The organism is Ruegeria sp. BF10 (assembly GCF_056538725.1).
This window is the reverse complement of sequence record NZ_JBQFTR010000010.1, coordinates 1-24,068: the sequence shown is the minus strand read 5'-3', so window position 1 is coordinate 24,068 and position 24,068 is coordinate 1. Positions and strand designations below refer to the sequence as shown.

At 57.9% G+C, this 24,068-nt stretch carries 28 protein-coding genes and 1 tRNA gene; 12 read left to right on the top strand and 17 right to left on the bottom strand.

Features of this window, described 5'->3' with window-relative positions:
- From ACR0DJ_RS19935 to ACR0DJ_RS19910, 6 genes are all read right to left on the bottom strand, one after another.
- The gene (locus ACR0DJ_RS19935; RefSeq protein ID WP_170347330.1) at nt 1-1,107 is read right to left on the bottom strand and encodes an ABC transporter permease; all 1,107 of its coding nucleotides are present in this window, start codon (nt 1,105-1,107) and stop codon (nt 1-3) included.
- Nucleotides 1,108-1,176: 69 nt separating this feature from the next.
- On the bottom strand, nt 1,177-2,097 hold the full coding sequence (locus ACR0DJ_RS19930; protein ID WP_170347329.1) for a sugar ABC transporter substrate-binding protein: 921 nt from the start codon (nt 2,095-2,097) through the stop codon (nt 1,177-1,179).
- A gap of 124 nt (nt 2,098-2,221) precedes the next feature.
- Entirely contained in the window at nt 2,222-3,235 is a 1,014-nt protein-coding gene (iolG, locus tag ACR0DJ_RS19925) for an inositol 2-dehydrogenase (protein WP_480686103.1), read from the bottom strand.
- A gap of 379 nt (nt 3,236-3,614) precedes the next feature.
- Nucleotides 3,615-3,691: transfer RNA gene (locus ACR0DJ_RS19920), tRNA-Arg, on the bottom strand.
- Nucleotides 3,692-3,712: 21 nt separating this feature from the next.
- Nucleotides 3,713-4,189 carry a GNAT family N-acetyltransferase gene (locus tag ACR0DJ_RS19915; RefSeq protein WP_425080032.1) on the bottom strand — a complete coding sequence of 159 codons (477 nt, stop codon included), beginning with the start codon at nt 4,187-4,189 and terminating at the stop codon, nt 3,713-3,715.
- A complete protein-coding gene (locus ACR0DJ_RS19910) occupies nt 4,190-4,501 on the bottom strand; it encodes an ETC complex I subunit (protein ID WP_152459136.1) in 312 nt (103 codons plus the stop codon).
- 157 nt (nt 4,502-4,658) lie between these two features.
- On the opposite strand from ACR0DJ_RS19910, the gene ACR0DJ_RS19905 reads away from it, so the two are divergent.
- The 6 genes from ACR0DJ_RS19905 to ACR0DJ_RS19880 all read left to right on the top strand — a co-directional run bounded on the left by ACR0DJ_RS19905 (nt 4,659) and on the right by ACR0DJ_RS19880 (nt 9,401).
- The gene (locus tag ACR0DJ_RS19905; RefSeq protein ID WP_170347326.1) at nt 4,659-4,916 is read left to right on the top strand and encodes a hypothetical protein; all 258 of its coding nucleotides are present in this window, start codon (nt 4,659-4,661) and stop codon (nt 4,914-4,916) included.
- Between the two features lie 14 nt (nt 4,917-4,930).
- Nucleotides 4,931-7,117: an excinuclease ABC subunit UvrB gene (gene uvrB, locus ACR0DJ_RS19900; RefSeq protein ID WP_480686102.1), complete on the top strand. Its 2,187-nt coding sequence runs from the start codon at nt 4,931-4,933 to the stop codon at nt 7,115-7,117.
- A gap of 142 nt (nt 7,118-7,259) precedes the next feature.
- Nucleotides 7,260-7,670 carry a Panacea domain-containing protein gene (locus ACR0DJ_RS19895; RefSeq protein ID WP_480686324.1) on the top strand — a complete coding sequence of 137 codons (411 nt, stop codon included), beginning with the start codon at nt 7,260-7,262 and terminating at the stop codon, nt 7,668-7,670.
- Nucleotides 7,654-8,097 carry a hypothetical protein gene (locus tag ACR0DJ_RS19890; protein ID WP_480686100.1) on the top strand — a complete coding sequence of 148 codons (444 nt, stop codon included), beginning with the start codon at nt 7,654-7,656 and terminating at the stop codon, nt 8,095-8,097. Before ACR0DJ_RS19895 ends, ACR0DJ_RS19890 begins: the two co-directional genes overlap by 17 nt.
- A gap of 124 nt (nt 8,098-8,221) precedes the next feature.
- The gene (locus ACR0DJ_RS19885; RefSeq protein WP_480686099.1) at nt 8,222-8,929 is read left to right on the top strand and encodes an ORF6N domain-containing protein; all 708 of its coding nucleotides are present in this window, start codon (nt 8,222-8,224) and stop codon (nt 8,927-8,929) included.
- Nucleotides 8,930-8,972: 43 nt separating this feature from the next.
- Entirely contained in the window at nt 8,973-9,401 is a 429-nt protein-coding gene (locus tag ACR0DJ_RS19880; protein ID WP_170347321.1) for an excinuclease ABC subunit B, read from the top strand.
- Between the two features lie 5 nt (nt 9,402-9,406).
- Here the strand turns inward: ACR0DJ_RS19880 and ACR0DJ_RS19875 are convergent, their stop codons facing one another.
- Both ACR0DJ_RS19875 and ACR0DJ_RS19870 read right to left on the bottom strand, forming a co-directional pair.
- Complete coding sequence (locus ACR0DJ_RS19875) at nt 9,407-9,649, bottom strand: TFIIB-type zinc ribbon-containing protein (protein WP_170347365.1); 243 nt, start codon at nt 9,647-9,649, stop codon at nt 9,407-9,409.
- 158 nt (nt 9,650-9,807) lie between these two features.
- Nucleotides 9,808-10,230 carry an excalibur calcium-binding domain-containing protein gene (locus ACR0DJ_RS19870; protein WP_425080027.1) on the bottom strand — a complete coding sequence of 141 codons (423 nt, stop codon included), beginning with the start codon at nt 10,228-10,230 and terminating at the stop codon, nt 9,808-9,810.
- A gap of 145 nt (nt 10,231-10,375) precedes the next feature.
- Between ACR0DJ_RS19870 and ACR0DJ_RS19865 the strand changes: the two genes are divergently transcribed.
- Nucleotides 10,376-10,858 (top strand): HugZ family pyridoxamine 5'-phosphate oxidase, encoded by a 483-nt coding sequence (locus tag ACR0DJ_RS19865; protein WP_170347319.1) that lies wholly within the window; start codon nt 10,376-10,378, stop codon nt 10,856-10,858.
- A gap of 3 nt (nt 10,859-10,861) precedes the next feature.
- On the opposite strand, the gene ACR0DJ_RS19860 is transcribed toward ACR0DJ_RS19865, so the two are convergent.
- The 5 genes from ACR0DJ_RS19860 to ACR0DJ_RS19840 all read right to left on the bottom strand — a co-directional run bounded on the left by ACR0DJ_RS19860 (nt 10,862) and on the right by ACR0DJ_RS19840 (nt 16,257).
- Nucleotides 10,862-11,269, bottom strand: coding sequence for a universal stress protein (locus ACR0DJ_RS19860; protein ID WP_170347318.1), 408 nt, complete (start codon nt 11,267-11,269; stop codon nt 10,862-10,864).
- Nucleotides 11,270-11,334: 65 nt separating this feature from the next.
- Entirely contained in the window at nt 11,335-11,661 is a 327-nt protein-coding gene (locus ACR0DJ_RS19855; protein ID WP_170347317.1) for an antibiotic biosynthesis monooxygenase family protein, read from the bottom strand.
- Nucleotides 11,662-11,804: 143 nt separating this feature from the next.
- On the bottom strand, nt 11,805-14,093 hold the full coding sequence (locus ACR0DJ_RS19850; protein WP_425080026.1) for a glycosyl hydrolase family 28-related protein: 2,289 nt from the start codon (nt 14,091-14,093) through the stop codon (nt 11,805-11,807).
- A 138-nt stretch (nt 14,094-14,231) separates the two neighbouring features.
- Nucleotides 14,232-14,633 carry a DUF4864 domain-containing protein gene (locus ACR0DJ_RS19845; protein WP_257600018.1) on the bottom strand — a complete coding sequence of 134 codons (402 nt, stop codon included), beginning with the start codon at nt 14,631-14,633 and terminating at the stop codon, nt 14,232-14,234.
- A gap of 49 nt (nt 14,634-14,682) precedes the next feature.
- Complete coding sequence (locus ACR0DJ_RS19840; RefSeq protein ID WP_425080025.1) at nt 14,683-16,257, bottom strand: lysine--tRNA ligase; 1,575 nt, start codon at nt 16,255-16,257, stop codon at nt 14,683-14,685.
- Between the two features lie 364 nt (nt 16,258-16,621).
- On the opposite strand from ACR0DJ_RS19840, the gene ACR0DJ_RS19835 reads away from it, so the two are divergent.
- From ACR0DJ_RS19835 to ACR0DJ_RS19825, 3 genes are all read left to right on the top strand, one after another.
- Nucleotides 16,622-17,347 (top strand): class I SAM-dependent methyltransferase, encoded by a 726-nt coding sequence (locus ACR0DJ_RS19835; protein ID WP_480686098.1) that lies wholly within the window; start codon nt 16,622-16,624, stop codon nt 17,345-17,347.
- On the top strand, nt 17,344-17,718 hold the full coding sequence (locus ACR0DJ_RS19830; protein ID WP_217355962.1) for an EamA family transporter: 375 nt from the start codon (nt 17,344-17,346) through the stop codon (nt 17,716-17,718). Before ACR0DJ_RS19835 ends, ACR0DJ_RS19830 begins: the two co-directional genes overlap by 4 nt.
- An 88-nt stretch (nt 17,719-17,806) precedes the next feature.
- Nucleotides 17,807-18,229: a tellurite resistance TerB family protein gene (locus tag ACR0DJ_RS19825; RefSeq protein WP_170347312.1), complete on the top strand. Its 423-nt coding sequence runs from the start codon at nt 17,807-17,809 to the stop codon at nt 18,227-18,229.
- 19 nt (nt 18,230-18,248) lie between these two features.
- Here the strand turns inward: ACR0DJ_RS19825 and dacB are convergent, their stop codons facing one another.
- The 3 genes from dacB to ACR0DJ_RS19810 all read right to left on the bottom strand — a co-directional run bounded on the left by dacB (nt 18,249) and on the right by ACR0DJ_RS19810 (nt 20,917).
- A complete protein-coding gene (gene dacB, locus ACR0DJ_RS19820) occupies nt 18,249-19,727 on the bottom strand; it encodes a D-alanyl-D-alanine carboxypeptidase/D-alanyl-D-alanine endopeptidase (RefSeq protein WP_480686097.1) in 1,479 nt (492 codons plus the stop codon).
- 66 nt (nt 19,728-19,793) lie between these two features.
- The gene (locus tag ACR0DJ_RS19815) at nt 19,794-20,414 is read right to left on the bottom strand and encodes a nicotinate-nucleotide adenylyltransferase (RefSeq protein ID WP_170347363.1); all 621 of its coding nucleotides are present in this window, start codon (nt 20,412-20,414) and stop codon (nt 19,794-19,796) included.
- Between the two features lie 32 nt (nt 20,415-20,446).
- Entirely contained in the window at nt 20,447-20,917 is a 471-nt protein-coding gene (locus ACR0DJ_RS19810) for an MOSC domain-containing protein (RefSeq protein WP_257600015.1), read from the bottom strand.
- Between the two features lie 136 nt (nt 20,918-21,053).
- Between ACR0DJ_RS19810 and ettA the strand changes: the two genes are divergently transcribed.
- Nucleotides 21,054-22,721 (top strand): energy-dependent translational throttle protein EttA, encoded by a 1,668-nt coding sequence (gene ettA / locus ACR0DJ_RS19805; protein WP_480686096.1) that lies wholly within the window; start codon nt 21,054-21,056, stop codon nt 22,719-22,721.
- Between the two features lie 52 nt (nt 22,722-22,773).
- The gene (locus tag ACR0DJ_RS19800; protein ID WP_480686323.1) at nt 22,774-23,313 is read left to right on the top strand and encodes a hypothetical protein; all 540 of its coding nucleotides are present in this window, start codon (nt 22,774-22,776) and stop codon (nt 23,311-23,313) included.
- A 231-nt stretch (nt 23,314-23,544) separates the two neighbouring features.
- Here ACR0DJ_RS19800 and ACR0DJ_RS19795 read toward each other — a convergent pair whose 3' ends face one another.
- Nucleotides 23,545-23,865: a hypothetical protein gene (locus ACR0DJ_RS19795; RefSeq protein ID WP_480686321.1), complete on the bottom strand. Its 321-nt coding sequence runs from the start codon at nt 23,863-23,865 to the stop codon at nt 23,545-23,547.
- Nucleotides 23,866-24,068 lie beyond the last annotated feature (203 nt).

The following is a 24,068-nucleotide window of genomic DNA, read 5'->3' as shown; positions in this document are numbered from 1 at the left end:
TCAGCGCTCCCCGGTTACGCGCTTGCGGATCGCGTTGTTGAACAGAACGGCAATCAACAGCATGGCACCCAGGAAGACCTGGAACCAATCCTGATCAAAGTCGGTATAGGTCAGGCCGATGACGACCATGCCAAAGATGATCGAGCCGAAGAAAGCCCCGATGGCCGAGCCGTATCCGCCGGTCAGCAGGCAGCCGCCGATCACCGCGGCGATGATCGCCTCGAATTCCTTCTGGAACCCCCGCCGCGCATCGGTCGAGCCCGCGTCCATGACGGTAATGATTGCCACAAGGGCGGCGCAGCAGGCCGTCAGCATGAACAGTGAAACCTTGACGCGATTCACCGGAACACCTGAATTGGATGCAGCCGTGCTGTCCCCACCCGAGGCGAAAATCCAGTTCCCCACCGGGGTGCGCAGCAGCACGTAGGTTGCCGCCAGTGTAATGACAATGAACCACAGAATTTCGACCGGAATACCCGGGACCTTGGGCGCACCGCTTTTGAATGTATCGATCATGCCGTTGGCGGCCAGCCATGCGAACAGGCTGCCGAATGCTTCGCCCGAAAAGAAGGGGGCCAGCCAGTCGTTTTCGACCGCGTCGCGTACTCCGCGCAACTGGGTTGAGCCGCCTGTCGCCATTTTCAGACCCACCAGTGACAGGCCACGAAGGATGAACAGAAACGCCAGCGTTACAATGAACGAAGGCAGGCCCGAACGGATCACGATATTGCCGTTGACCGCACCGACACAGGCCGCAAATACGAATGTCATTGGGATGGCAAAGAGCAGCGGCAGTTGCCAGGTCACGACACAGACGCCGAAAAACAGCCCCGAAAACGCGACCATCGATCCGATCGACAGGTCGAACTCTCCACCGATCATCAGCAGTGCCGCACCGATAGCCAGGATGCCCAACTGCGCCGCAGGGGTCATGAAGTTCATAACACCGGCAAGAGTGAACATCGATTCATCTGCGGTAATCGCAAAGAATAGGAAAACCAGAACAGCACCGGCAATGGCGCCCAGCTCGGGTCGTTTCATCAGTTTGGCTAGGAATGGTTCTTTCTTGACCCTTTCGTCCGACAGGACGGGCGCTGATTCACTCATGGTTTCCTCCCAATTCGGTGAGACCGGCGCGTTGGCGCCGATCCTGTTGTTTGTCGGATCGCGCCGAAATCAGCGGATACCCTGCGCGGACAGTTCGATGACCTGAGCGGCCTTGTCCTGAGTGATCAGGTTCGGACCCGAAGGCACGTCACCGCCCGGCATCAGGCCGTATTTGGCGTGAAGGCCCATGAAGTTCACCGACAGATAGCCCTGAAGGTACTGCTGCTGGTCGATGGCAAAGGCCGCGTCACCATCCACGATTGACTGGAGGAAGTTGGCCGACAGGTCGAACGAGGCAACATTCAAATCCCGCCCCGAGGCTTTGGCCGCGGCGACCGAAGGCTCGCCGGCCGAGCTTGCGCCCAGCGCCATAACGGTATCGACGCTTTCGTCAGAGGCCAGAGCGGCAGCAACCTTGGACTCGATCTCGGACGGATCGTTCGAGGTCGGCAGAACGGTTACTTTACCGCCAAACCCCTCGGTGAAGCCTTCGCAGCGCAGGTCAAGTGACACGTTGCCGACCTCGTGGTTGACACAGATCGCATTGGTTCCACCCATCGAGGCCAGCTTTTCACCAGCCGCCTTGCCCGCATCATATTCGTCCTGGCCTACATGCAGCAGAGCACCCAGTTCCTTGGCCACTTCCGCGCCCGAGTTGATCGAGATCACTGGGATACCGGCGGCAACCGCACGTTCGATCGAGGGGCCAAGCGCGTCCGCATCCGGGATCGAGACGATCAGCCCGTCGGGCTCCTGGTTCACGGCGGCGTCGATCAGCTGCGACATGGCCACCATGTCAAAGGTTTCAGGTGCACGGTATTCCACGTTCACACCGACATCCTTTCCGGCCTGCTCAACACCGTTTTTCACGACGTTCCAGAATGCGTCATTGGCCTGGCCATGCGACACGACGACGATTTCCTGCGCAAATGCAGGTGTGGCCAAGGCCAGTGCCCCCGCAGCAAGCGCGCCTTTAACGAATTTCTTCATTTCAGTTTCCTCCCAATGGTTCAGTCTGATCTTCTGTCGGGGTACCGGCCCCAATCATCCGGCTGTGCCGAATCTCAGTGGCTGCGGCGCTGGGCCGAGCTGATGTCAGTTTGAAGAATTTCGATCATTTTGCAACCGGTTTCAAAATTTCCTCCATTCGAACCGGTTTTCCTGCCCGCGCCGACAGGGTTGCGGCCTCGGCCATCGCCAGCGCCGCAACACCGTCCTTCAACGTGACCGGAACTTCGGATCCACGTTCAACTGCATCGACAAAGGCGGCCCATTCCACGCGGTATGCAGGCATGTAGCGTTCCAGGAAAAAATAGGTCGGCTTGGCACCCACGACACCGTCCGCCGTTGACTTTACGACAGTGTTTTCCAGCATGTTCTGAGCCTGTAGCAACCCCTCGGACCCCAGCAACTCGACCCGTTGGTCATAACCATAGGCCGCACGTCGCGAGTTCTTGATTACCGCGATGCGGCCATCCGCGTAAGTCATTGTGACTGCGGCTGTATCCACATCTCCAGCGGCGCCAATTTCAGCATCCACAAGCGAGGACCCAACCGCCGAGATGGTATCGGGAACCTCCCCCATCAGGTAGTTTGCCATGTCAAAATCATGGATCATCATGTCCCGAAACAAACCACCAGACACCTTTACGTAGCTGACAGGTGGTGGCGCCGGGTCAAAAGAGGTGATCGACAGGAGCTCTGCCTTACCGATCTCACCCGCATCCAGCCCCGCCTTCAAGATCGCAAAATTGGGATCAAATCGCCGATTGAATCCTATCATGACCGGCTTGCCGCGTTCCGAGACGGTTTTGAGACAATCCGTGGCGCGCTTCAGGTCCAAATCAACGGGCTTTTCACACAGAACGGCCTTTCCTGCGCCTGTCGCTGCTTCAATCAGATCAGAATGCGTATCTGTTGGAGTTGCAATCAGAACCGCGCCGATTTCCGGATCGGCAATGATCTCTTCGGAACTGCGCGCCTCGGCCCCATGATCGCTGGCAAGGCTGGCTGCGGCCTCGGGCAAGGCATCGGAAACAGCAATGAGTTTGCTGCCGGGATGCGATGCAATCGCCTGCGCATGAACACGCCCGATGCGCCCGGCACCCAACAATCCGACGTTCAACATACAGATCTCCCGAATCTTGTTGTTGCGCGCAACAATGATTCCTTTTGCAACCGGTTGCAATATTTTTTTCACAACCTTGATGCTTTTACGGCCCAATCCCCAAATCACCCTGAAGAATCGCGATATGGTCCCGGGTCCCGATCCGCCGGCCGCAACCCACACGCTGAAATCCGCGCATTGGCCGTCCTACGGGAATCCCCCAATTTCGGAACATGGTGAATCAGGTTAATACTTGGTTAAGGAACACACACTACCACACTGTGACCCCTTAGAAGGGCTGGCATGACCCCCTCGTCCAGCCCTTCATTCCCTCCCAACTGCCACAAGAAAACGGCCCGCATTGCGGCCCGATGCGTTCATTGAAATTGACGTTCGAGAATGGCGATCCCTGAAGGACTCGAACCCTCAACCTGCTGATTAGAAGTCAGCTGCTCTATCCAGTTGAGCTAAGGGACCGCTGCACCCTTCTTGCGGTTTTTACGAGCGGGGTTCAAGAGCCAAGCGCATGAATGCGCTGTTCGGATCGTCGCTGTACCCAAAGATCGGACCGCAGTAGGAATAACCCAACGCTTCGTAAAGCTTGCGGGCGGCATCATACTCCGGAAGATGCTCTGCCCCGGTTTCCAAAACCAATGCTTCGACGCCTTCTGCGCGCGCCAGTTCGGCCAGATGAGTCATCATGACGCGCGCCAGTCCGCGCCCCCGTGCCCGTGCAAGGATATGCACCGACTTCACCTCGGCCGTGCCATCGGGCAACAGCTTCAGGGCGCCACAGCCCAAAGCCTGCTGATCGTCGAAAACCGCACAGAATCGAATACCCGGTCCGGCCAGTGATTCTGCGCTCATCGTGTGGTTGCTTTCCACAGGGCCGGCCGATTCGCTGTGGGCGAAATGCGCTTCGACAATCGGGCGCAACACGTCCGAAGTCGGGTCGGCCTCGCGAATTTCGATCATTCAGTGAGTCCAGGGACCACGGCGGTCGGTGGCGAAGTTTTCCCCGTAACCGCGTGCGCGCAGGTTGGGTTTGCGCTTGTGCGGCTCGCTGACCTGCGCGTCGATACCATTGTCCCGGGCGTAATCCATCGCCTCTTTCTTGGTGTCGAATTTCAGGCGTATCTGGGTTTGCGTGTCGTTGGATGATGTCCAGCCCATCAGCGGATCAACCTCACGTGCCGAAGCGGGGGCATATTCCAGAACCCACTTGCGGGTCTTGGCCATCCCTGAAGTCATCGCATTCCTCGCAGGCTGGTAAATCCGTGCGCGCATGTCGCCTCTCCGTACTCACTTGGCTGGACCTGTTTATGCGTCAGAGTGCGGCCCGGGACAAGACAACAATTGTCGCGGATCACCGAAGCAAGCCAATGCCAGAAACTGTCATCAGGACCTATTATGATCTTCCATCAATCAGCCAAAGGATAAACAGATGATCCATCGCGAACGCACTCCGGACGTCGACGCAAACCCCGGGAACATCCGGGCGATGCCCTCGACCGAAGCCCTTGCCGTGATCGCCGTCAAACCGATGATGACGAAGGCTCTCATCGGCGAGTTTGCCGCGCTGGCCGGCAAGGTTGGCTCGGATCACGATCCGGATGCGTATCTGCCCAGTGTCGAAACTGGGGGATTTGTACCGGATCAGCCCTTGCAGTTGGACAAAATAAGAACAAATGTAAGGGCCTGATCCGGAGCCTGCCCATGCCATACGCCCATTCCGACAAGACCCAAATGACAACCGAAGATGTTCGGGCCCGCCTGAAACTGGAAGGCGGCAAACAGTTTGTCATGCATACGGAGTTCGCCCCCGCAGGAGACCAGCCAACCGCGATCAAGGAACTTGCTGGCGGCATTCTGGATGGGGAGCGTGATCAGGTTCTGTTGGGGGCGACCGGTACGGGCAAAACCTTCACGATGGCCAAGGTGATCGAGGAAACCCAGCGCCCGGCCATCATCCTCGCCCCTAACAAGACATTGGCGGCGCAGCTATATGGCGAGTTCAAAGGCTTCTTCCCGGAAAACGCGGTCGAATACTTCGTCTCCTACTACGACTACTACCAGCCCGAGGCCTATGTCGCGCGATCGGACACGTATATCGAGAAGGAATCGCAGATCAACGAACAGATCGACCGGATGCGCCACTCGGCCACGCGGGCGCTGCTGGAACGGGATGACGTGATCATCGTGGCCTCGGTCTCGTGCATCTACGGTATCGGCTCGGTCGAGACCTACGGGGCGATGACGCAGGATTTGAAGGTCGGAAACGAATACGACCAGCGGCAGGTGATGGCCGATCTGGTGGCCCAGCAATACCGCCGCAACGATCAGGCCTTCCAGCGCGGCAGCTTCCGGGTACGGGGCGATTCCCTGGAAATCTGGCCCGCCCACCTTGAGGATCGCGCCTGGAAATTCTCGTTCTTCGGTGAGGAACTGGAAAGCATCACCGAATTCGACCCGCTGACCGGCGAGCGCGCCGCGACGATGGAACAGGTGCGCGTCTATGCGAACTCGCACTACGTGACGCCGAAACCGACGATGCAGCAGGCGATCATCGGCATCAAAAAGGAACTGCGCCAGCGGCTGGATCAACTGGTGGGCGAGGGCAAGCTGCTGGAAGCGCAACGGCTGGAACAGCGCACCAATTTCGATCTGGAAATGCTCGAGGCCACCGGCGTCTGCAATGGGATCGAGAACTACTCGCGCTACCTGACCGGCCGCGCTCCGGGCGAGCCGCCCCCGACCCTGTTCGAATTCATCCCCGACAACGCCATCGTGTTTGCCGACGAAAGCCACGTCAGCGTCCCGCAGATCGGCGGCATGTATCGGGGCGACTATCGGCGGAAATTCACCCTGGCCGAACACGGCTTCCGCCTGCCGTCCTGCATGGACAACCGACCTTTGAAGTTCGAGGAATGGGACGCCATGCGCCCGCAATCCGTCTTCGTCAGCGCCACCCCGGCGAAGTGGGAGATCGAACAGACCGGCGGTGTCTTCACCGAACAGGTGATCCGCCCCACGGGCCTCTTGGACCCTGAGGTCGAGATCCGCCCCGTCGAGATGCAGGTGGACGACCTGCTGGACGAGGTGCGCAAGGTCGCGGCCAAGGGGTTCCGCACGCTGGTCACCACGCTGACCAAGCGCATGGCCGAGGACTTGACCGAATACCTGCACGAACAGGGCATCAAGGTCCGCTACATGCACTCGGATATCGACACGCTGGAACGCATCGAAATCCTGCGCGACCTGCGGCTGGGCGCATTCGACGTGCTGGTCGGCATCAACCTGCTGCGCGAGGGGCTCGACATCCCCGAATGCGGCCTGGTCGCCATTCTGGACGCGGATAAGGAAGGCTTCCTGCGCTCCGAAACCTCGCTGATCCAGACCATCGGCCGCGCCGCCCGCAACGCCGAAGGCCGCGTGATCATGTATGCCGACCGCATCACCGGCAGCATGGAGCGCGCGCTGGAGGAAACCAACCGCCGCCGCGCCAAGCAGATCGCCTATAACGAAGAACACGGCATCACGCCCGAGACGGTGAAGAAGAATGTCGAGGACGTTCTGGCCGGGCTCTATCAGGGCGACGTGGACATGAACCGCGTCACCGCCACCATCGACAAACCGATGCACGGCGCGAATTTGGAGGCCCATCTGGACGGTCTGCGCGACAAGATGCGCAAGGCGGCCGAGAACCTGGAATTCGAAGAGGCCGCCAACATCCGGGATGAGATCAAACGTCTGGAAGCGGTCGATCTGGCCATCGCCGACGACCCCATGGCGCGCCAATGGGCGGTCGAGAAAGTCTCGGAGGACGCGGTGAAGACGCGCGGACGGTCAACGGCTGGCAGGCCGGGGCAGCGAGGTGGGAATGTGAAGCGAAGGAAGCGGTGAGGCTGAATGCCCTGTAGATATTTTGTTAACACTACCATATATACTAACCCTGTGATCGGGGAGTGATATGCCAAATCAGGCTGCGACAGCGATAGCAAATGAGTTTTTGAGCCGCCGGGCTAGCCCGATGTGGCCTAGGCAGATGTTGCTTCAAAAGCTTTCTTACATCGCAAACGGTTGGAATCTTGCAATTAATGGGGAGCCGTTGATTGGAGAACTCCCCCAGGCATGGGACAACGGCCCTGTATACACATCGCTTTGGAGAGCGGTGAAAGACTACGGGTACCAAGGACCAAACTGTGAGATACCAAACCCTTTTTCAAACGCTCCATGGAAAGCTGATCTGACGGCCAGTGAGGCCGCGATTATTGATCATGTTTGGAATAAGTATGGGTCGTTCTCTGCCGAACAACTGTCAGACATGACTCATGAGCCTGGAACCCCTTGGTTCAATGCATATTTAAATCAAGGACGAAATGCGGAATTAGACCAAAACGAAATCCGCCAACACTATTATAATTTGGCAATGGCGGGCCGTGAGCAAACCCACTGACGACACTCTTGTAACTCTAGACGACCTCGATCGTGCTCCAAGCACTCTCCCCAAACAAGATGAGAGGGATGCGAAGGATGAGCAAATTGAGACTCTATCTGAACGCCTTGGTGTGGTCGCCAATGAGCGTGATGAACTGCGCGAAATTAACAACAAACTGCGCAAAGAGGTGGGGGATCTACAATCACAGAACGACACAGCCGATATACTGAATGAGTTGATAAAGCCGTACGCGTCCAAGGCTTTTATTTTCATGTGCGTGTATAGTTTTGTTGTTGGCATCTTTATTACTTTTGATGCTTTTGGTTGGTGTGGTTTTGACCTTGAGGCAGGCGTGATGGAGTTCCTCGTCGGCAGCACCGCAGTCACAGTTATTGGTCTTGTTGGCATGGTGTTGACGGGGATTTTCGTAGGCGCGCGCAAGTAAACTCAGAATGTGTCACTGTGCACAGCAAGCTGTTGCTACCTTCATTTCCCAACACTTCAACCTTGCAGCCCAGCGCTCCCTCCTACACGTTTGAAATCACAAATTGTGATTCCAAACGGTTGCCATGACGAAACCCAACACCCTGCCCAGCACGCACGAGGTCCAAAGCGCTATTCACCGGGTGCGCGGCACCCGCGTGGTGTTGGCAGAGGATTTGGCGCAGTTCTACGGAAAATCCGTCAGCGCCTTCAATCAGGCGGTGGCGCGCAACAAGGACCTGTTCGAGGGCTACCGCTTTCAGCTGACCGATGCCGAGGTGGCCGATTTGCAATCACAGAATGTGATTTCAAAGCCCAAGGGCCGCGGCGGGCGGCGGGTCAATCCTTGGGTCTATACCGATTACGGCGTGGCCATCGCCTCGACCCTGTTCAAGGACCCGCGCGCGATCAAGATCACCCGCATGATCACCGAGGCCTTCGTCGACGGCGCCAACGCGCTGGCCGAGACCCCGCGCAGCGCGCCCGAAATCCTGCCGCCCGAAGGGGCCCCCGCCCCGCTGCTGCCCAATGGAGATCAGTTGCGGGCGCTGGCCGAAAACATCCTCGATTCCGGGCGGCAGAGCCTTGTCGATTATATCGCCAACCCCACCACCAAGCGCCAACAGGCCGTGGCCGTGATCATGAAGACGCTGGCGGAAACCGCCGGCGAAGAGGTGCGCACCCAACAGGAACGTCTGCGCCTGCGCATCGCTGAACGGTTGGCCGCGGGCGATTATGCCGATGATGATGACCGCAAGGGGTTGCTGGACCTGCTGAATGCGATGAAAGGCTGACGCAGCCCTTGCCCCGGACCTTTCGGCCGCTAGACTCCGGGACATGCGCGTTGTCTTGTTATCACTGATCCTCGGCACACCCGCCGCCGCGTGGGAAGCAACGGTGGGCCAGATCTGCACCCTGTCACACGTGACGGACACGGCAGAGATATTCCTGACCTATGACCCGGCAAAGCCGCTCTATACCCTGTCCGTTACCCGCAAAACCGAAGGTTGGACCAATACCCCATGGTTCGCGATGCGGTTCGAGGGGCCAAACCCCATCGAAATCGCCACTCCGCATCATGTCCTTTCTGACGGTGCATCATCGTTGACGGTCACTGATACAGGATTTGGAAATGTGCTGGACGGGCTGGAATACAACTTGACCGCCTATGCATTCACGCAGGACAGGGTGACTGAATTTCCCTTGAACGGTGCTGCGCCCCAGGTTCGCATTTTTCGCGAATGCGCCGGGGCCCAGCTGTCCTGACCGGGTCAGAAATCGAACAGATCTTCCAGAAAGCCGCCACGTTTCTTTTTCTTGCGATAGCCGTGATCCGCCCGGTCATCATAGCCGGATTGTGGCGGAGGCGGTGGAGCATAAGCTGTCGACCGCTCAATGATCTTGTCCAGTTCGCCCCGATCCAACCAGACACCTCGGCATTGCGGACAGTAGTCGATTTCAACCCCGTTTCGGTCCGTGATGACCAGTTGAGTTCCGTCAATCGGGCATTGCATCATACGATCTCCCATTTTGCTATCAGTATGAGATGGGGTTGATCCGCTGCATTGCCATCCCTCTGTGACATGACGCCCGATCGCCCGGGCCGAAGTCGGGTGATGCAGGCAACTGGTCCTGTCCCGAGTGGATCTTCTGAACTTCGCAATTGCCGCCGTCAGGGTCGCACGAACTTGGCCGTTCCAAGAGACCGTTGTTGCGGTTCAGGACTGTTGTGAACTGGCGGCGCAGTTGACTGCGGCGCGCTGGCAGAACCACAGGCGACCCCGTCGCCATCCGGGTCATTGCGCTTGTGATAACCTGCCTGCCCCTCGTAAAACGGCCCCACCCCCAGCGACTGCGTTGCATCACAACCCGCCAATGCGATCAGGTGGATCACCGCCTCGTCCCGCTCAAATTCAGACAGGCGCAGAAAAACACCCGTGGCGATCAACACGGTGGTCAGCGGCAACAACAGAACCATGACCAGAATGCGAACCGGAGACAGCGCCTGCCTGCGCGTTGCCTCTGCGCGTCTGTGTCGTCTGGACGACCGTGGCTTCAGATCAGGCGTATCCTGCGAGGGTTTCTTGAACAGCATTGTCTGATCTTTAACGTCGATTTGTGGCAAAGCCGAGGCAATCCCATATCGGCTGAGGTAAAACAAATGGCGCAATCCGTTTCAGGCACTTAAGATGACAAGGAACCTCATCTGCCCGTATTTTCTTTGCTACCGAACCGATATCTTGACCCAATCCGATCCTTATCAGACGCCCGACGCAGCGGCGCGCTCGCAAGCACAGGACCTTCTCTTTCAAGCCAAATGTGCCGCACTGGCCTTTCTGCGCCCTGACACCGGGTTGCCGTCTGTTTCGCGTATCGCGCTGGCCACGGATGAAGCAGGTTGCCCCATCTCGCTGATTTCAACCCTTGCGGAACATACGCGCGCGTTGAACGCTTGCCCCAACTGCGCCCTTCTGATCGGAGAGTCCGCAGACAAAGGCGACCCGCTGACCCATCCGCGCCTGACCTTGCACGTGATCGCTCAGCCAGTTCACCGGGACACGGCAGGCTATGGTGACTTGCGCGACTGGTACCTGACGCGGCGGCCCAAAGCGAAACTCTACATCGATTTCGCCGATTTCGGACTGGTCCGGTTCGCCATTCAGGACGGCCTATTGAACGCCGGATTTGGCAGAGCCTACCGCCTTACCGCACAGGATTTCTAGCGCTCAGCGGACCACATGCACGGCGCATCCCGCATGGCGCACGACATGAGATGCGGTTGAGCCCAGCAACAGATCCTGCATCCCCGGTCGGTGGGATGCAATTATGATCAGGTCGGGTTTGTTCGCCTCGGCCCAATCCAGAATGGTCCGGCCGGAATGTCCTTCGATCACCAAACCCTTGGCATTCGGCAGTTGCGATGCCAGTTCATCCAGTTCTGTCTGAATCGCCTTACGCGCCTCTGTCAGGTATTCGGACGGCATGTACGAGATTGCATAGTTGGGAATATGCTCGACCACATGCAACAATGTCACCTGCGCGTCTGGCGTGGCCAGAATCCGGGCCAGCTTCAAAGGCCCGGATGTATCTCTTTCAGCATCGAACGAGATGGGGACCAGAATGTTGTGATACATGATGTGAGCCTCCATTTTTGCAGGCTCACTTTGAAACAGAATTGAATTTCAGGCTTTGATTCAGGTCAGGAACTGCCGAAAGTCTCAGCGACGTCATACATGACCGGCTCAAAGCTTTTGCAGAGCTCGTTGATCTTGCGGTTGCGATCGCGCATTTCAGGCGTGCGCAGCATGGCAAGGAAATCTTCGCGGCGTTCCCATTGCGAGTAGTTTGCGATCCGGGTTTGTGCGTCATTGACGTGCAGCCCGGCGGAAACGAAACCTGGCTGCTTCGAAATGAACTCGGCATAGGCATCCGTCAGAGCTTCCAGAAGGTCCTGGCAGGTGCCGGGCGTCATTTCAAAGGTCGTGATAACTGTTTGAACACTGGTGTTTTTGTCGATTTTCAGCATCGGGATTCTCCACTTTCTGTCCCAAGCCTAACACATGAAAATGAAACGTCGCCTATTTCCTGCCAACCTTGCAAACCAGGTCAGTCATTTACGGTCAGATCAGAGTGAAATGGCCACCCGTTTCAGGGTGGCCAGACAGCCTTTTAACGTTCCATGCGCATCAGAACCGAGGCCGTACCTTTCACATGCTCTGGCCAACGCAACAGAAAACTGTCGCCTGTCGCCCCCTGTTCGACCTCAACATGAGGCGCGCTGAAGACGTGGTTGTTGAACACCCCCGAAAGCACACCGATCGTCGCAACCCCATCGCAGCTTCGCGCCTTGCCGTCGAAAGGCAACTGCCCGTTTGCGGAAACAGGCCAAAGATTGGACACCGAGTTCTGCGTATAACGAACCCTCAACGGGTTTGCGGATTTCCTGGTTACGCCATGATAGGTGTTGTTCTGGAAGGTCACGTTCGTGTGCCTGTCTTTGTTCAAGTCGGCAAAGCTTGTATCCACCCGTTCCGCTCGAAAGATTTCGCCGCTCGTGGCACGGAACTTGTTGCCGGTCACGACCAGGCCGTTGAGATAATGCCCGGGCCCATAGGGGCGAATGACGATGAAACTGAACCAGGACGGGGCCTGACTGGAATAAAAGATGTTGTCCGTGATGCTCATCGCACTGAACGAAAAGCCACTCGTGTAGGTCGGCGACGGGTCGCGTTCATTCGTCCATTCGATGAAACAGTTGTCGACATAATTCTCGGCGATAGTGGAGCTGTTGTAGGTGCCGATCATGATCAAACCGGCCGTACGCACACCTTGCGGGATGCTATCGCCCTGAAAGACATGGTTGCCCAGAACCATGTTGTTGTCGCCCCCCAGAACGGCGAAATGTCTGAAACGCACCGCTCGGTTGTGGCGCAGCTTCACATCGTTTGAATTGGTATTCAACGCAATGGAATACCGGTCCGTTACGACAAGGGATTCTTCTGCTGACAGGAACTGGCAATTGTCGATCAGCATGCCCTTGCACCCCGTTCCGGTCGACGTGATCCCCCGGTCTTTTGGGCGGCTGACAAAACAGTCGTTCAACGAAAATGTACTTCCGGCAGCCGCCAAACGAATTCCGCTGCATCGGCTGTTGCACTGTAATTCGATCTGTTCCATGCCGAATTTCCGAAGCGTGCTGAAGCCGCTGAAATCCAGCAGGTACTTGAAGGAATAGAATGTGAAAGACTGGGTCCCCGACGCCCCAACAAGAGGCGCGCTCAGCGTGATCTCACCCGCACCGACATTCTTTGACCGTACATAGATTTCGCGCCCGACTCCGCTGCCGGCAACGTAGGACCCGACGGGAATGTTGGCGACATTCGCGACATTGGTCAGACGCGTTTTGTCGGACGGGTCATAGGTCGCAGTCGAGGTGAACGTTTCCGTATCCCACGCCGAACTGCTTTTGACGTCAAACTGACCATTCCGGATCACGCGACGGGTTGAAAAACCACTCTGCTTGTTGGGAACCGCTGCTGCCATATCGATCGGCGCGGTGACGGAAATCTTGCGACCACCCAAATCCAGCGAGTCATGATCCGAATTGTTCAGAAGGGCCTGAAACGCTTTTTTGAATGCCAGTTCTTCGTCTCCGAAAGCCGAAATGTAAGCCGGCAGATGGAAATCCTTGGTCAGCAACAGCATCTTGTCATCCGGCATGGTGACTGTGCCTTCAAAGTCCATTTCGGACGTCATACTGGTGTTTTCGGCCAGATGATAAGTCCCTTGCGGAACGTAAACCCGACGGCCACCCGCCGCCTGGTCGGCCGCTTCAAACGCAGCCGAATCGTCCGTCACACCGTCGCCGATGGCACCGTAGTCGCGCACATCCACAACACTGATCATCTCACGCAGGAAGACACCGGTGACATCCGTGATCTCCAGATCGTCGACGCGCACCAGCGCCCCATTCGCGCCCTCAATATCCAGACCGAAATGGCCATACAGGGCGGCCAGCCCCCAGGGCATGTCCACGCCGGGGCGCTTGCCGGTTCCGACAATCGCCGTTATTTCATGCACGCTTCCATAGCCCGACAGCTGTGTTGCAGGCCCCTGCTCCACGACACCTGCCACATGCGTGTCACCTGCGCCCCCGGCCCAGGCCGCTATACGCACCGACGGTAAAGGACCGCTGATCGCCTTGACCCGCGCTTTGATCTGCAAATAGCAACCGGGCAAAATCGGCGTCTGGCCCATATATCGAAGCTGTTGGGTAGTTTGAACTTTCAGGATCTCCAGACAGCCACCAAAATCGGCATCCGCAGGCACGAAAACCCCGGTGCCGGATCCACCATATGTGGGCGAGCCCGGCGTTCCGTCCCCCGCAGACCATACGGTCAGGCCATTCGCGAATTGAGGCGGCATGAAGACGATGCCGTCAGTGATTGCCTTGTTCATTGAAAACCCTTTCTAAATCGCGCCGCGCCAATCTGGCGACGCGTCCAAACCCCGTGTCCAGGTCCGCCCCGAACGCGTCAGTCTGAATACCGAAAGAGAGTTAACCACGGCTCATCTCACCGTGACGGTGGTGTTGCCTCAGGCCGCCGGGTCCGCGTTGCCCAACAATTGGACGCCGTTGATTTTCCAACCGCCTTCCAGAGGGATCATCTGATAGTCCAGTATGTGCACACGCCCGTTTGCATCCGTGATCATCACCTTCTGCCACAAGGCTCCTGCAATTTCACGCAATTCCAGAAAACGTATGTCGGCTGGACGCCAGACCATAGGATATCCATTGCGCACCATCTGTCCGAAATTGTCGGGGGTCTGAAAAAGGCGCTGGATGCTGGGGCTGGCAAAGGTGAAGGCCGTGGCAAAATCATCCGCCTTGAAGGCCTGTATCTGCGCCGAAATGTTTGCTTCGATCTCTGCGTTTTGCGCAAATGCGCCCGACCCCAGCCCGACACTCAGGGATACAGCAAGCAAAAATCGACGCATGGGGCCACCTCCTGCAAAAAAGAGTAGCCCCATACGGGATCAGGTCAAATCAGGTCAGCTCTCCGGTCAAAGCCTTGTCGATCAGGGCAATTGTTTCAGGCACACCGTACAGCGCAATAAAGCCGCCAAAACGCGGGCCCTGCGATGCACCCAGAAGCACTTCGTACAACGCGGTGAACCAACCGCGCATGGGGTCGAACCTCTCACGCCCGATGGAATAGACCACCGATTGCAGCGCCTCGTCCTCGGCCGGGCCATCATAAGCTTCAAGCGCGGCTTTCAGCGCTTCCAGCGCCTCACGCTCCTGATCCGTAGGTGCGCGGTGTTTGCGCGTTGGTTTGACGAAATCGTTGAAGTAGCGAACCGCAAAGCCCGCAGCCTGATCCAGATCGGGATGGCTTTCAGCTGTTGCTTCCGGCGCATAGCGGCGAATAAAGCCCCACAGCGTCTCCTTGTCTTCCGCGCCCGAGACCGACGCCAGGTTCAGCAACATCGCAAACGGTACGATCAGGGTCGATTCAGGAACGTCGCCACCATGAATGTGCCAGACCGGATTGTTCAACCGAGCTTTCAGGTCCTGCCCCGGATAGGCGCGCAACTGTTGATGATATTCGTCATAAGCCTTCGGGATCACGTCAAAATGCATCCGCTTGGCCGTTTTGGGCTTTTGATACATGAAATACGCCAGGCTTTCGGTCGGCGCATAGGTCAGCCATTCGTCGATCGACACACCATTGCCGGACGATTTCGAGATCTTCTGGCCATTCTCATCCAGGAACAGCTCATAGGAAAAATGCTCGGGCGCGCGGCCACCCAGCGCACGGCAGATCGCGTCATAGATCTTTTCGTTGGTCGCATGTTCCTTGCCGTACATCTCGAAATCGACACCCAGCGCCGCCCAGCGCGCCCCGAAATCCGGCTTCCATTGCAGTTTCACGTTGCCGCCAGTCACGGGCAGGGTCCATTCCTTGCCGTCCTCGTCATCGAATGTGACGGTATAGGTCTCAGCGCAAACCTTCTTCATCGGCACATACAGAACCCGCCCGGTTTCCGGATGGATCGGCAGGAAAATCGAATAGGTCTGCTGGCGTTCTTCCCGCAGGCTTTTGAGCATGATGGCCATGATGTCGTCATAGCGCTCGACCGCGCGCTTCAGGATCTCGTCGAACTGGCCTGACCGATAGAAATCGCGTGCCGAATAGAACTCATAGTCGAATCCGAACGTATCGAGGAACCGGCGCAACATCGCGTTGTTGTGCTCGCCGAAGCTGGGGTATTCGCCAAACGGATCGGGAACCGAAGTCAGCGGGCGCTGCAAATGCTCTTCAAGCGCCTCCGGGTTGGGCACGTTGCTGGGCACTTTGCGCATCCCGTCCAGATCGTCCGAAAAACAGATCAGCTTGGTCGGTATGTCCGAAAGCGCCTCGAACGCGCGCTTGACCATCGTGGTCCGTGCAACTTCGCCGAACGTACCGATGTGTGGAAGGCCCGACGGGCCGTAACCGGTTTCGAACAGCACATACCCCTTTTCCGGAGCACCTTTCTGATAGCGTTTGAGCAACCGGCGCGCCTCTTCAAAAGGCCAGGCCTTGGACGACATCGCGGTTTCACGCAGTTCAGACATTTCAATGTGCTCCATCGGGGAAAATGTCACGGTCACCCCATGCAACCGGACCGGCCCCTCCTATTGTGCCAGTGCAGCATGAGTCAATAAAGCAGTGGCGCAATTCGCGACACACTGCGCCAAAAAACAGTCGTCCTCGGGCCGGTAGGGAAACCGTTTTTGGGCCCGCAAACACTCTGTCGGGGATATTTGCGCTGCATTTTCACCGCCCAGCCTTGCTCAGGCCACAATGGCGGTTCGATTGTTCCCCGAAACAAAAAAGACACGGGCGCGGGCGCAAACTTGACCAGGTTGTTTCGCACGCTTACCGGGCGGTGTTAGACAAAGGCGACACGGGGGTTTTCCCCGGACCAGAGGAAACGGGATGCGACGCGAAACCACCAACCGTATACGCTTTGTACTCGAAGATATCGTGCCGCCCATCCTGCGTGACAGCGCCGCTTTTCATTGGCTGGCATGCAGGGTTTGGGGCGACCATATCACGCGCCTTGCCGAATTCCGTGAACGCGCAACCTACCTGACGGATGACGAATACGAAAAACTCTACCGCGATCATCCGCGCGTGCATCAGGGCACCGACAATTCCGAAGCCTGCATCAAGCGGATAGCAAGGGATATCGTTGGGCAAAGCATCTGCGATATCGGCTGCGGCACCGGAGTTCTTTTGCAACGCATCAAAGCCGCCCGACCGGATATCACGCAGCTGACAGGGGTGGATTTCGTCGTCGATGATGCGGATGCCATCGACAATATCGACTATGTCGCCGCCCGGATCGAAGAGCTTCCGTTTGAAGACAACAGCTTTGACACCGTCATCTGCACCCATGTGATCGAGCATCTTCTGGACTACCGGCAAGCGATCGCTGAACTGCGTCGTGTCGCGCTAAAACGCGTCATTATCGTCGTCCCGCGTGAACGCGAAAGCAGGTTCACCTTCAATCCACATTTCAACTTTTTCCCATACACACACAGCTTTCTGCGTGCCGTGCATCCCAGCCCGGACATCCATGTCTGCGAAGATCTGGGGCGCGACATCTATTACTGTGAAGACCGCCCCGAGGAAAAACCGGAACCGGAACAACAAGGATGACCCCGCCCGCCCCCACGACAATGGTCTGGGCTGGGTTGCTGTGCACACCAGTCATGATCTCAGCCGGGCAAATCCTGTTCAAACTGGCAGGAAACCGGATTGATGGGCGCGAAGCCTCCGGATTGGCGGGCCTCATCCAGACGCTTTTCGATCCTTTCCTTCTGACAGCCTTTGCCATCTATGGCTCGGCAACGGTGCTGTGGGTGTATGTCCTGCGGTATCTGACACTGTCCCAGGCCTACCCCTTCATGGCCCTCAGTTTCGTTCTTGTGCCACTTGCCTCGCACGTCTTCTTCGGCGAAACACTTGGGCTGCGCTACTGGCTGGGGGCTGCGCTTTTGATTTCGGGAATGATGGTCATGAACACCTGATCGCACGGGGTGGATGAAACAAGGTGTTGAACCTGACCCGCTGCGCTCATATCGTGCGTCTTCGAACAACCCCAATCAGGACCATCCCATGACCGAGCAAGTGCCCCACCCGATGTCCCCGCAGGATTGCCTTGTGGCGATCATGGTTGCAGTCTCGGCCTCTGACGAAAACATCCGAACCGCTGAGCTGGTCAAGATCGAAGTTGCCGTCAACATGTTGCCGGTCTTTGCAGGATACGACAGTGATCGGACCCGTCGCGTATCGCAGGTTGTTTTTGACCTGTTCGAACAGGAAGACGGGCTGGATGCGCTGTTTGGCCTGATCCGTGAAAACCTGCCCGAGCGTCTGAACGAAACGGCCTATGCTCTGGCTTGCGATGTTGCGGCTGCCGATGGTGCGCTGGCCGAAACGGAACTGCGCCTGCTGGAAGAAATCCGGTACGAGCTGAATATCGACCGTCTGCATGCCGCCGCAATCGAACGCGGGGCGCGCGCACGCCACACGGTCTGATCCGGGCAATCTACGGGTTTCAGCTTCCGTAGAGTGCGCCCCAACGTTCCAGCAAGGCCCGTTGCAGTTTCCGCGACCTGCGGTTCCAACTGCGCGCACCTTCAGGCCGTTCACGTTGTGCGCGTGGGATCTTGGCGCGATGGGCCACGTCCGCCGTAAAAATGGCAAAAGCCAGATCAACCCCGTCCGCCGTTGTCAGGAAACCGCCCAGCCCGGATACGAAGTTCAATGTCCCTGTCTTGGCATCGACCTTGATCGGGTGGTTCTTGACCGGCCGTCCATTGCGATCCGTCAAGGCAAATGGCTTCATCAATGGGCGCAATGCGCCCATTTTCCGGGCCGCGACAAGGGCCGCGACCAGATCCGCCGGCACCATACGCGAGGCATCGCCAAGACCGGAATGATCGACCATCGCGATCCCGTTCACGCCAAAGCTCTGAGACGCCCAGAGATTCATCTCGGCCGCCGACTCCGCCAGGTTGCGCGGGTCAACGCCCCGCGCTTTGGTTGCGGCCAGTCCGACCATCTCGGCCGTCAGGTTGGTTGAGTATTTCAGCATCCCCTGCAAAATACTGTTCAATGGATCGCTGCGATGCACGACAAGGTCGACACCTTTTGGCGCCTCTCGTGTCACCTGCACCCGATTCAGAACGATTCCGTTGGATCGGGCCAAAGTGCGAAACACATCACCCGCGTACAATGCCGGTTTGCGCACAGGCAGCCAGCGCGCCCCGCCATTGCCCAACGCGCCCTTGGCCACGGTCCAGCGATCCTGACGCGGGCTTGGCTGATAGGTGTAAATCGGCAAGCTGCGGTTCTCGACCCGCATGGCTGCCACATCCACTGCCGGCACATAGCGCGCGCTGCGTGCATCCATGGTCACATCATAACCCTTACCGGCACGCTTCCACTCGAAATGGACCCGATTGAAATTCAACGATATCCCACTGATCGCCGGGCTGTACCCCACATGATCCGGCTGTCCGGGATCAATACTGAACACGAAGGGCAGCGCCCCGTCATAGACCTTGAAGGCTCCGCGAACCTCGATAATTCCGGCTTCGCGCAGGTTGGCCGCCATCGTGGCCAGCGAATCCGTGTCCAACAGCGGATCGCCCCCGCCTGCCAGTATCAGATCGCCATGCAGAATTCCGTTTTCAATTGGCCCATCTGCGATCAAACGGGTTTCGAACCGATGGTCAGGTCCCAGAACGTCCAGTGCGTAAAGCGCGGTCATCGCCTTGCCGACGCTGGCCGGGGGCAAACCCGTACCTTCGCCAAAAACCTCCAGCGTCGTCCCGGTCGCCACATCCGCAACGGCGAAAACAACTTCGCCCGTCAACCCTGCGGCTGCGACCAAACGCTCGGCGCCACTCAACGGCACACCACGCGCGCGCGGCCTGAGCGAGACCAACGGCGCCTGCGCCAGACCAGCTACCGGGATCAGAGATGCCCCCAATCCCCCCAGAAACACACGACGTGAAAAACGACCAGTCATAGGTGAAATAAAATCCCACAGATCAAATGCACGCAACCACTCGCTGCGATTATGCGCCCGGCAAGGCTATTCCGGCAACACTTCCGCGCGCCATTCGCCGCGTGTCCGAATCTCAGTGGAACTGACATCAACCATCGGCACGTTCACGAAACACCAGGCCGGAGCCTGCGCCCGCCCCAAAAGATGCCGCGCCTGCCCGTCGATCCTGTACTTGGCATAAACCCGCGCCGCCCTGGACATCCGGGCGGATATCCGGTCGCCGGGCCGTGCGACCACACCGACAGGGACGCTGTCCATGATCCTCCGCCAATCTTTCCAGCGGTGAAATTGCGCCAGATTGTCCGCCCCCATCAGCCAGACAAATCGGACCTGTGGATACAATCGCTGCAATGCTGTCAGAGTATCCGCAGTCGCGCGCGTACCCGTCAGCGCCTCGATGTCCGTCACCTCGACCCCTGGGTGCTGCATCACATTCCGTGCTGCCGACAGTCGCCTGTCCATGGGGGCCGGCCCGCGTTCCTTCAACGGATTGCCCGGCGATACCAGCCACCAAACTCGATCCAGCCCGAACGCCTTCATCGCCTCAAGCGTGACATGCACATGGCCTTGATGCGGTGGATCAAACGACCCGCCGAACAGACCGACGACCTGCCCAGGTCGCGCATAGGGTATGCCGTACCGCTCCATACCCTGCTGATGTTCAGAACTGCGGGGCGTTGTCAATCAACAGGTTGCACCACATCGCCCAGCCGAACCCGCCCGGGTCGCACGACTTCGGCACACCATCCTCCGTGCCCACGCACGGCGGAATAGCCGCCCTTGCCCAGCGCTTCTTCCATCCGGCTGCATGGCGCACAGATCACTGTAAATCGCAAAATAGCCTCGCCCACCTGCACCTCGCGTCCTTTGAGCGCCGCCAGATTGATCCCCGACACCACCAGATTGCGCCGCAGAACCGCGGGCGCAACCGGCCCCTGCCCCAGGTACGACCCAATCGCCGCCAGATGCTCCTGCTGGATCAAAGTCACTGCCCGCTTGCCAACGCGGGCGCGGTCACTGATCAGACCGGCCTCAGCAATCACGGATTCCTCCAGTGACACCATCTCGGCCCGGCGCTCTGGTCGCGCTCCGATCCAAGTTACGCAACCGGGCTGCGCCCAACCCGCAATCAATTCCGCCAGTTCCGGCATAACGCCCCCATTTTCAGCGCACTCAGACTATGCCGCCCGGCCCAAAGACGAAATTCACAATACCACCAGCTTGCCCCGCCCGTCCCGCTCGGATATCCAGCGGTTCAACCTGATTTCCCGACCCAGAGGACGCGACATGGCCGCCTATCAATATGTCTACCACATGCAGGGTGTCTCCAAGACCTATCCCGGTGGCAAGAAATGCTTTGAAAACATCCACCTGAGCTTTCTGCCCGGCGTGAAGATCGGTGTCGTCGGCGTCAACGGTGCGGGTAAATCGACCCTGATGAAGATCATGGCCGGCCTCGACACCGACTTCACCGGCGAGGCATGGGCCGCCGAGGGCGCCAAGGTCGGCTATCTGCCGCAGGAACCGCAACTGGACGAATCCCTGACCGTTCGTGAAAACGTCATGCTGGGCGTGGCCGGGAAAAAGGCCAAGGTCGACCGGTTCAACGAGATCGCGATGGAGATCGCCGAGAACTACTCGGACGAGCTGATGGAGGAAATGACCGCCCTTCAGGACGCGATCGACGCGGAAAACCTGTGGGATCTGGACAGCCAGATCGATGTCTCGATGGAGGCGCTGCGCTGCCCGCCGGACGACGCCGACATCGCCAATCTTTCGGGCGGTGAAAAACGCCGCGTGGCGCTGTGCAAGCTGCTGCTGGAAGCGCCCGACATGCTGCTGTTGGACGAACCGACCAACCACCTTGACGCCGAGACCATCGCCTGGCTGCAACAGCACCTGATCGACTACAAAGGCACCATCCTGATCGTCACCCACGACCGCTACTTCCTGGATGACATCACCGGCTGGATTCTCGAATTGGACCGCGGCCGCGGCATCCCCTACGAGGGCAACTACTCCTCGTGGCTGGAACAAAAGGCCAAGCGGCTGGAGCAGGAAGCCCGCGAGGACAAATCCAAGCAGAAGACGCTACAGCGCGAACTGGAATGGATGCGTCAGGGTCAAAAGGCGCGTCAGGCCAAGTCCAAAGCCCGGATCAACGCCTATAACGAGCTGGCCGAACAGTCCGAGCGCGAAAAACTGACCCGCGCTCAGATCGTCATCCCCAACGGCCCGCGCCTGGGCAGCAAAGTGATCGAGGTCAACGGGTTGGCCAAGCACATGGGCGACAAGCAACTGATCGAAAATCTCTCGTTCAGCCTGCCGCCCGGTGGCATCGTCGGCGTGATCGGCCCCAACGGCGCCGGTAAATCGACCCTGTTCAAAATGCTCACCGGCCAGGAAAAGCCCGACGCCGGCACCATCGAATACGGCGATACGGTGCAGCTGTCCTATGTCGATCAGTCGCGCGACGACCTCCATGACAACGACACCGTGTGGGAGGCGATCACCGGCGGCGCCGAGATCATCCAGCTGGGCGACGCGCAGGTCAATTCCCGCGCCTATTGCTCGTCCTTCAACTTCAAGGGCGGCGACCAGCAGAAAAAGGTCTCTCTGCTGTCAGGGGGTGAACGCAACCGCGTCCACATGGCCCGCCTGCTGAAAGAGGGCGGCAACGTCCTGCTGCTCGACGAACCCACCAACGATTTGGACGTGGAAACCCTGCGCGCGCTGGAAGATGCTCTTGTCGATTTCGCCGGCTGCGCCGTGGTGATCTCGCACGACCGTTTCTTCCTCGACCGGATCTGTACGCATATTCTGGCGTTCGAGGGCGATGCGCATGTGGAATGGTTCGAGGGCAATTTCGAGGAGTACGAAGAGGACAAAAAGCGCCGTCTGGGACCCGACGCGCTGGAGCCCAAGCGGTTGAAGCATAAGAAGTTTGCACGGTGAGGCTGGACGGGGATCGTATGGCTGAAAAAGCCGAAATGGAGATGTCTTGTTAATGATTAGGTTAGCGGCGCGCTGTGTCCAGATTTCTGCTTTCCTAGTTTGCGGTACGGGTAGTGCATTTGCTGAGACACCAAAGAAGGTTACTACCTTTGCCGCGCCAGCGGATTTCACTCATTTCTTGCATAAGCACGATAGTGAGCAGGGAAAATTCGATTTCACAGACAAATGGGTGGATCCAGAAAAGTCTGATGTGATTGTGGTTTTCATAGAAAATCGAGAAGATATCGATTTTGTTCCAGCAAAACTCTATTCTTCATTCCAGACTGTTCTGTCAATTGTAGATACGCATTTTTATCAGCTTTCGAGCCGCGTCTTTGGCGACACACTAAATTCTGACGTTTACATTGTGTCCGTTTCAAGATTGCAAAACAAATTGGTGGAGGACGGGTTTTCGACAGAGCAGGCTCAAAAGGGTGCATTTATTTCGTGCTTTGCAGCCGGCTTGGTTGAGGATTTTTATCGCCAAGGAAATCTAAATGCGAACCATCGCAGAATTGGAGACACATGTGTGGAATACCTAGAAAACAAGTAAGCGTAAGTTGAGTGCTCGCTCCCTTCACGCCAACTGGTAGGCCGGGCTTCAGCCCGGCACCCCTCGAAACACCCACACCTTTACCAACATCCGCCGATGAATGGCCTCAAAACCCTTCAATCGCTCTGAGGGGAATGGTGGATGCCGGGCTGAAGCCCGGCCTACGGGGGGTGTTCTTTGTATCACGGCTCTCCGAATGCCCCGCCCGTCACACAACCGCTCCATTCCGGATCAACCCGACCCCCGCGGATATCGTGATAGATTGACGATTACGGTCACTCGGTCGAGTGCTTCCCCAGCCCGCTCATGGATGCGGCCGCCAAGCAGCAGCGGCTCAACATAACATACATTGGACTGATTGCAGGGGCAGCACTTTGCCAGATCGGTTTCCGCGAAACCTTCTGGCCCGGCACCAATAAACCCGGCCTCCGAACCTTCCCATGAGGGCTCACTGCACCAAAGTTCACAGGAAACGATTTCAACCTTTTCTGTCAGGTCCTGTTCCCGCTCTGTGAGTTCCAGCAACAGCTCGTGCATTTCCGGGTTTAACATCCAGGCCGTAAACCACAACGCGTTTGGCCAGGGTGTGGTATTCACGGCCACAGAATTAGTTTGATACTCTCTCTTGTCACCCGGTCCCAACACTGCTAAACGCACCCAATCTTGCGGCCTCGGATTCGTTCCGGGGCCTTAGATATTTTGAACCGGGGACCTTCGGGGCCCTATACCCTTGGCACCTACGGGGGCCTCTCACA

Excerpts from the sequence above, each read along its gene's own strand:
- ACR0DJ_RS19880 (WP_170347321.1), top strand. The coding sequence starts at position 8,973 with ATGCGCGTTGTCTTGTTATCACTGATCCTCGGCACACCCGCCGCCGCG.
- ACR0DJ_RS19860 (WP_170347318.1), bottom strand. The coding sequence starts at position 11,269 with ATGTATCACAACATTCTGGTCCCCATCTCGTTCGATGCTGAAAGAGAT.
- ACR0DJ_RS19930 (WP_170347329.1), bottom strand. The coding sequence starts at position 2,097 with ATGAAGAAATTCGTTAAAGGCGCGCTTGCTGCGGGGGCACTGGCCTTG.
- ACR0DJ_RS19875 (WP_170347365.1), bottom strand. The coding sequence starts at position 9,649 with ATGCAATGCCCGATTGACGGAACTCAACTGGTCATCACGGACCGAAAC.
- ACR0DJ_RS19815 (WP_170347363.1), bottom strand. The coding sequence starts at position 20,414 with ATGGAGCGGTACGGCATACCCTATGCGCGACCTGGGCAGGTCGTCGGT.
- ACR0DJ_RS19905 (WP_170347326.1), top strand. The coding sequence starts at position 4,659 with ATGATCCATCGCGAACGCACTCCGGACGTCGACGCAAACCCCGGGAAC.
- ACR0DJ_RS19825 (WP_170347312.1), top strand. The coding sequence starts at position 17,807 with ATGACCGAGCAAGTGCCCCACCCGATGTCCCCGCAGGATTGCCTTGTG.
- ACR0DJ_RS19895 (WP_480686324.1), top strand. The coding sequence starts at position 7,260 with ATGTTGCTTCAAAAGCTTTCTTACATCGCAAACGGTTGGAATCTTGCA.
- ACR0DJ_RS19810 (WP_257600015.1), bottom strand. The coding sequence starts at position 20,917 with ATGCCGGAACTGGCGGAATTGATTGCGGGTTGGGCGCAGCCCGGTTGC.
- ACR0DJ_RS19915 (WP_425080032.1), bottom strand. The coding sequence starts at position 4,189 with ATGATCGAAATTCGCGAGGCCGACCCGACTTCGGACGTGTTGCGCCCG.
- iolG (WP_480686103.1), bottom strand. The coding sequence starts at position 3,235 with ATGTTGAACGTCGGATTGTTGGGTGCCGGGCGCATCGGGCGTGTTCAT.
- ACR0DJ_RS19885 (WP_480686099.1), top strand. The coding sequence starts at position 8,222 with ATGACGAAACCCAACACCCTGCCCAGCACGCACGAGGTCCAAAGCGCT.
- ACR0DJ_RS19830 (WP_217355962.1), top strand. The coding sequence starts at position 17,344 with ATGACCCCGCCCGCCCCCACGACAATGGTCTGGGCTGGGTTGCTGTGC.
- ACR0DJ_RS19910 (WP_152459136.1), bottom strand. The coding sequence starts at position 4,501 with ATGCGCGCACGGATTTACCAGCCTGCGAGGAATGCGATGACTTCAGGG.
- ACR0DJ_RS19850 (WP_425080026.1), bottom strand. The coding sequence starts at position 14,093 with ATGAACAAGGCAATCACTGACGGCATCGTCTTCATGCCGCCTCAATTC.
- ettA (WP_480686096.1), top strand. The coding sequence starts at position 21,054 with ATGGCCGCCTATCAATATGTCTACCACATGCAGGGTGTCTCCAAGACC.
- dacB (WP_480686097.1), bottom strand. The coding sequence starts at position 19,727 with ATGACTGGTCGTTTTTCACGTCGTGTGTTTCTGGGGGGATTGGGGGCA.
- ACR0DJ_RS19845 (WP_257600018.1), bottom strand. The coding sequence starts at position 14,633 with ATGCGTCGATTTTTGCTTGCTGTATCCCTGAGTGTCGGGCTGGGGTCG.
- uvrB (WP_480686102.1), top strand. The coding sequence starts at position 4,931 with ATGCCATACGCCCATTCCGACAAGACCCAAATGACAACCGAAGATGTT.
- ACR0DJ_RS19935 (WP_170347330.1), bottom strand. The coding sequence starts at position 1,107 with ATGAGTGAATCAGCGCCCGTCCTGTCGGACGAAAGGGTCAAGAAAGAA.
- ACR0DJ_RS19840 (WP_425080025.1), bottom strand. The coding sequence starts at position 16,257 with ATGTCTGAACTGCGTGAAACCGCGATGTCGTCCAAGGCCTGGCCTTTT.
- ACR0DJ_RS19835 (WP_480686098.1), top strand. The coding sequence starts at position 16,622 with ATGCGACGCGAAACCACCAACCGTATACGCTTTGTACTCGAAGATATC.
- ACR0DJ_RS19855 (WP_170347317.1), bottom strand. The coding sequence starts at position 11,661 with ATGCTGAAAATCGACAAAAACACCAGTGTTCAAACAGTTATCACGACC.
- ACR0DJ_RS19800 (WP_480686323.1), top strand. The coding sequence starts at position 22,774 with ATGATTAGGTTAGCGGCGCGCTGTGTCCAGATTTCTGCTTTCCTAGTT.
- ACR0DJ_RS19870 (WP_425080027.1), bottom strand. The coding sequence starts at position 10,230 with ATGCTGTTCAAGAAACCCTCGCAGGATACGCCTGATCTGAAGCCACGG.
- ACR0DJ_RS19795 (WP_480686321.1), bottom strand. The coding sequence starts at position 23,865 with ATGTTAAACCCGGAAATGCACGAGCTGTTGCTGGAACTCACAGAGCGG.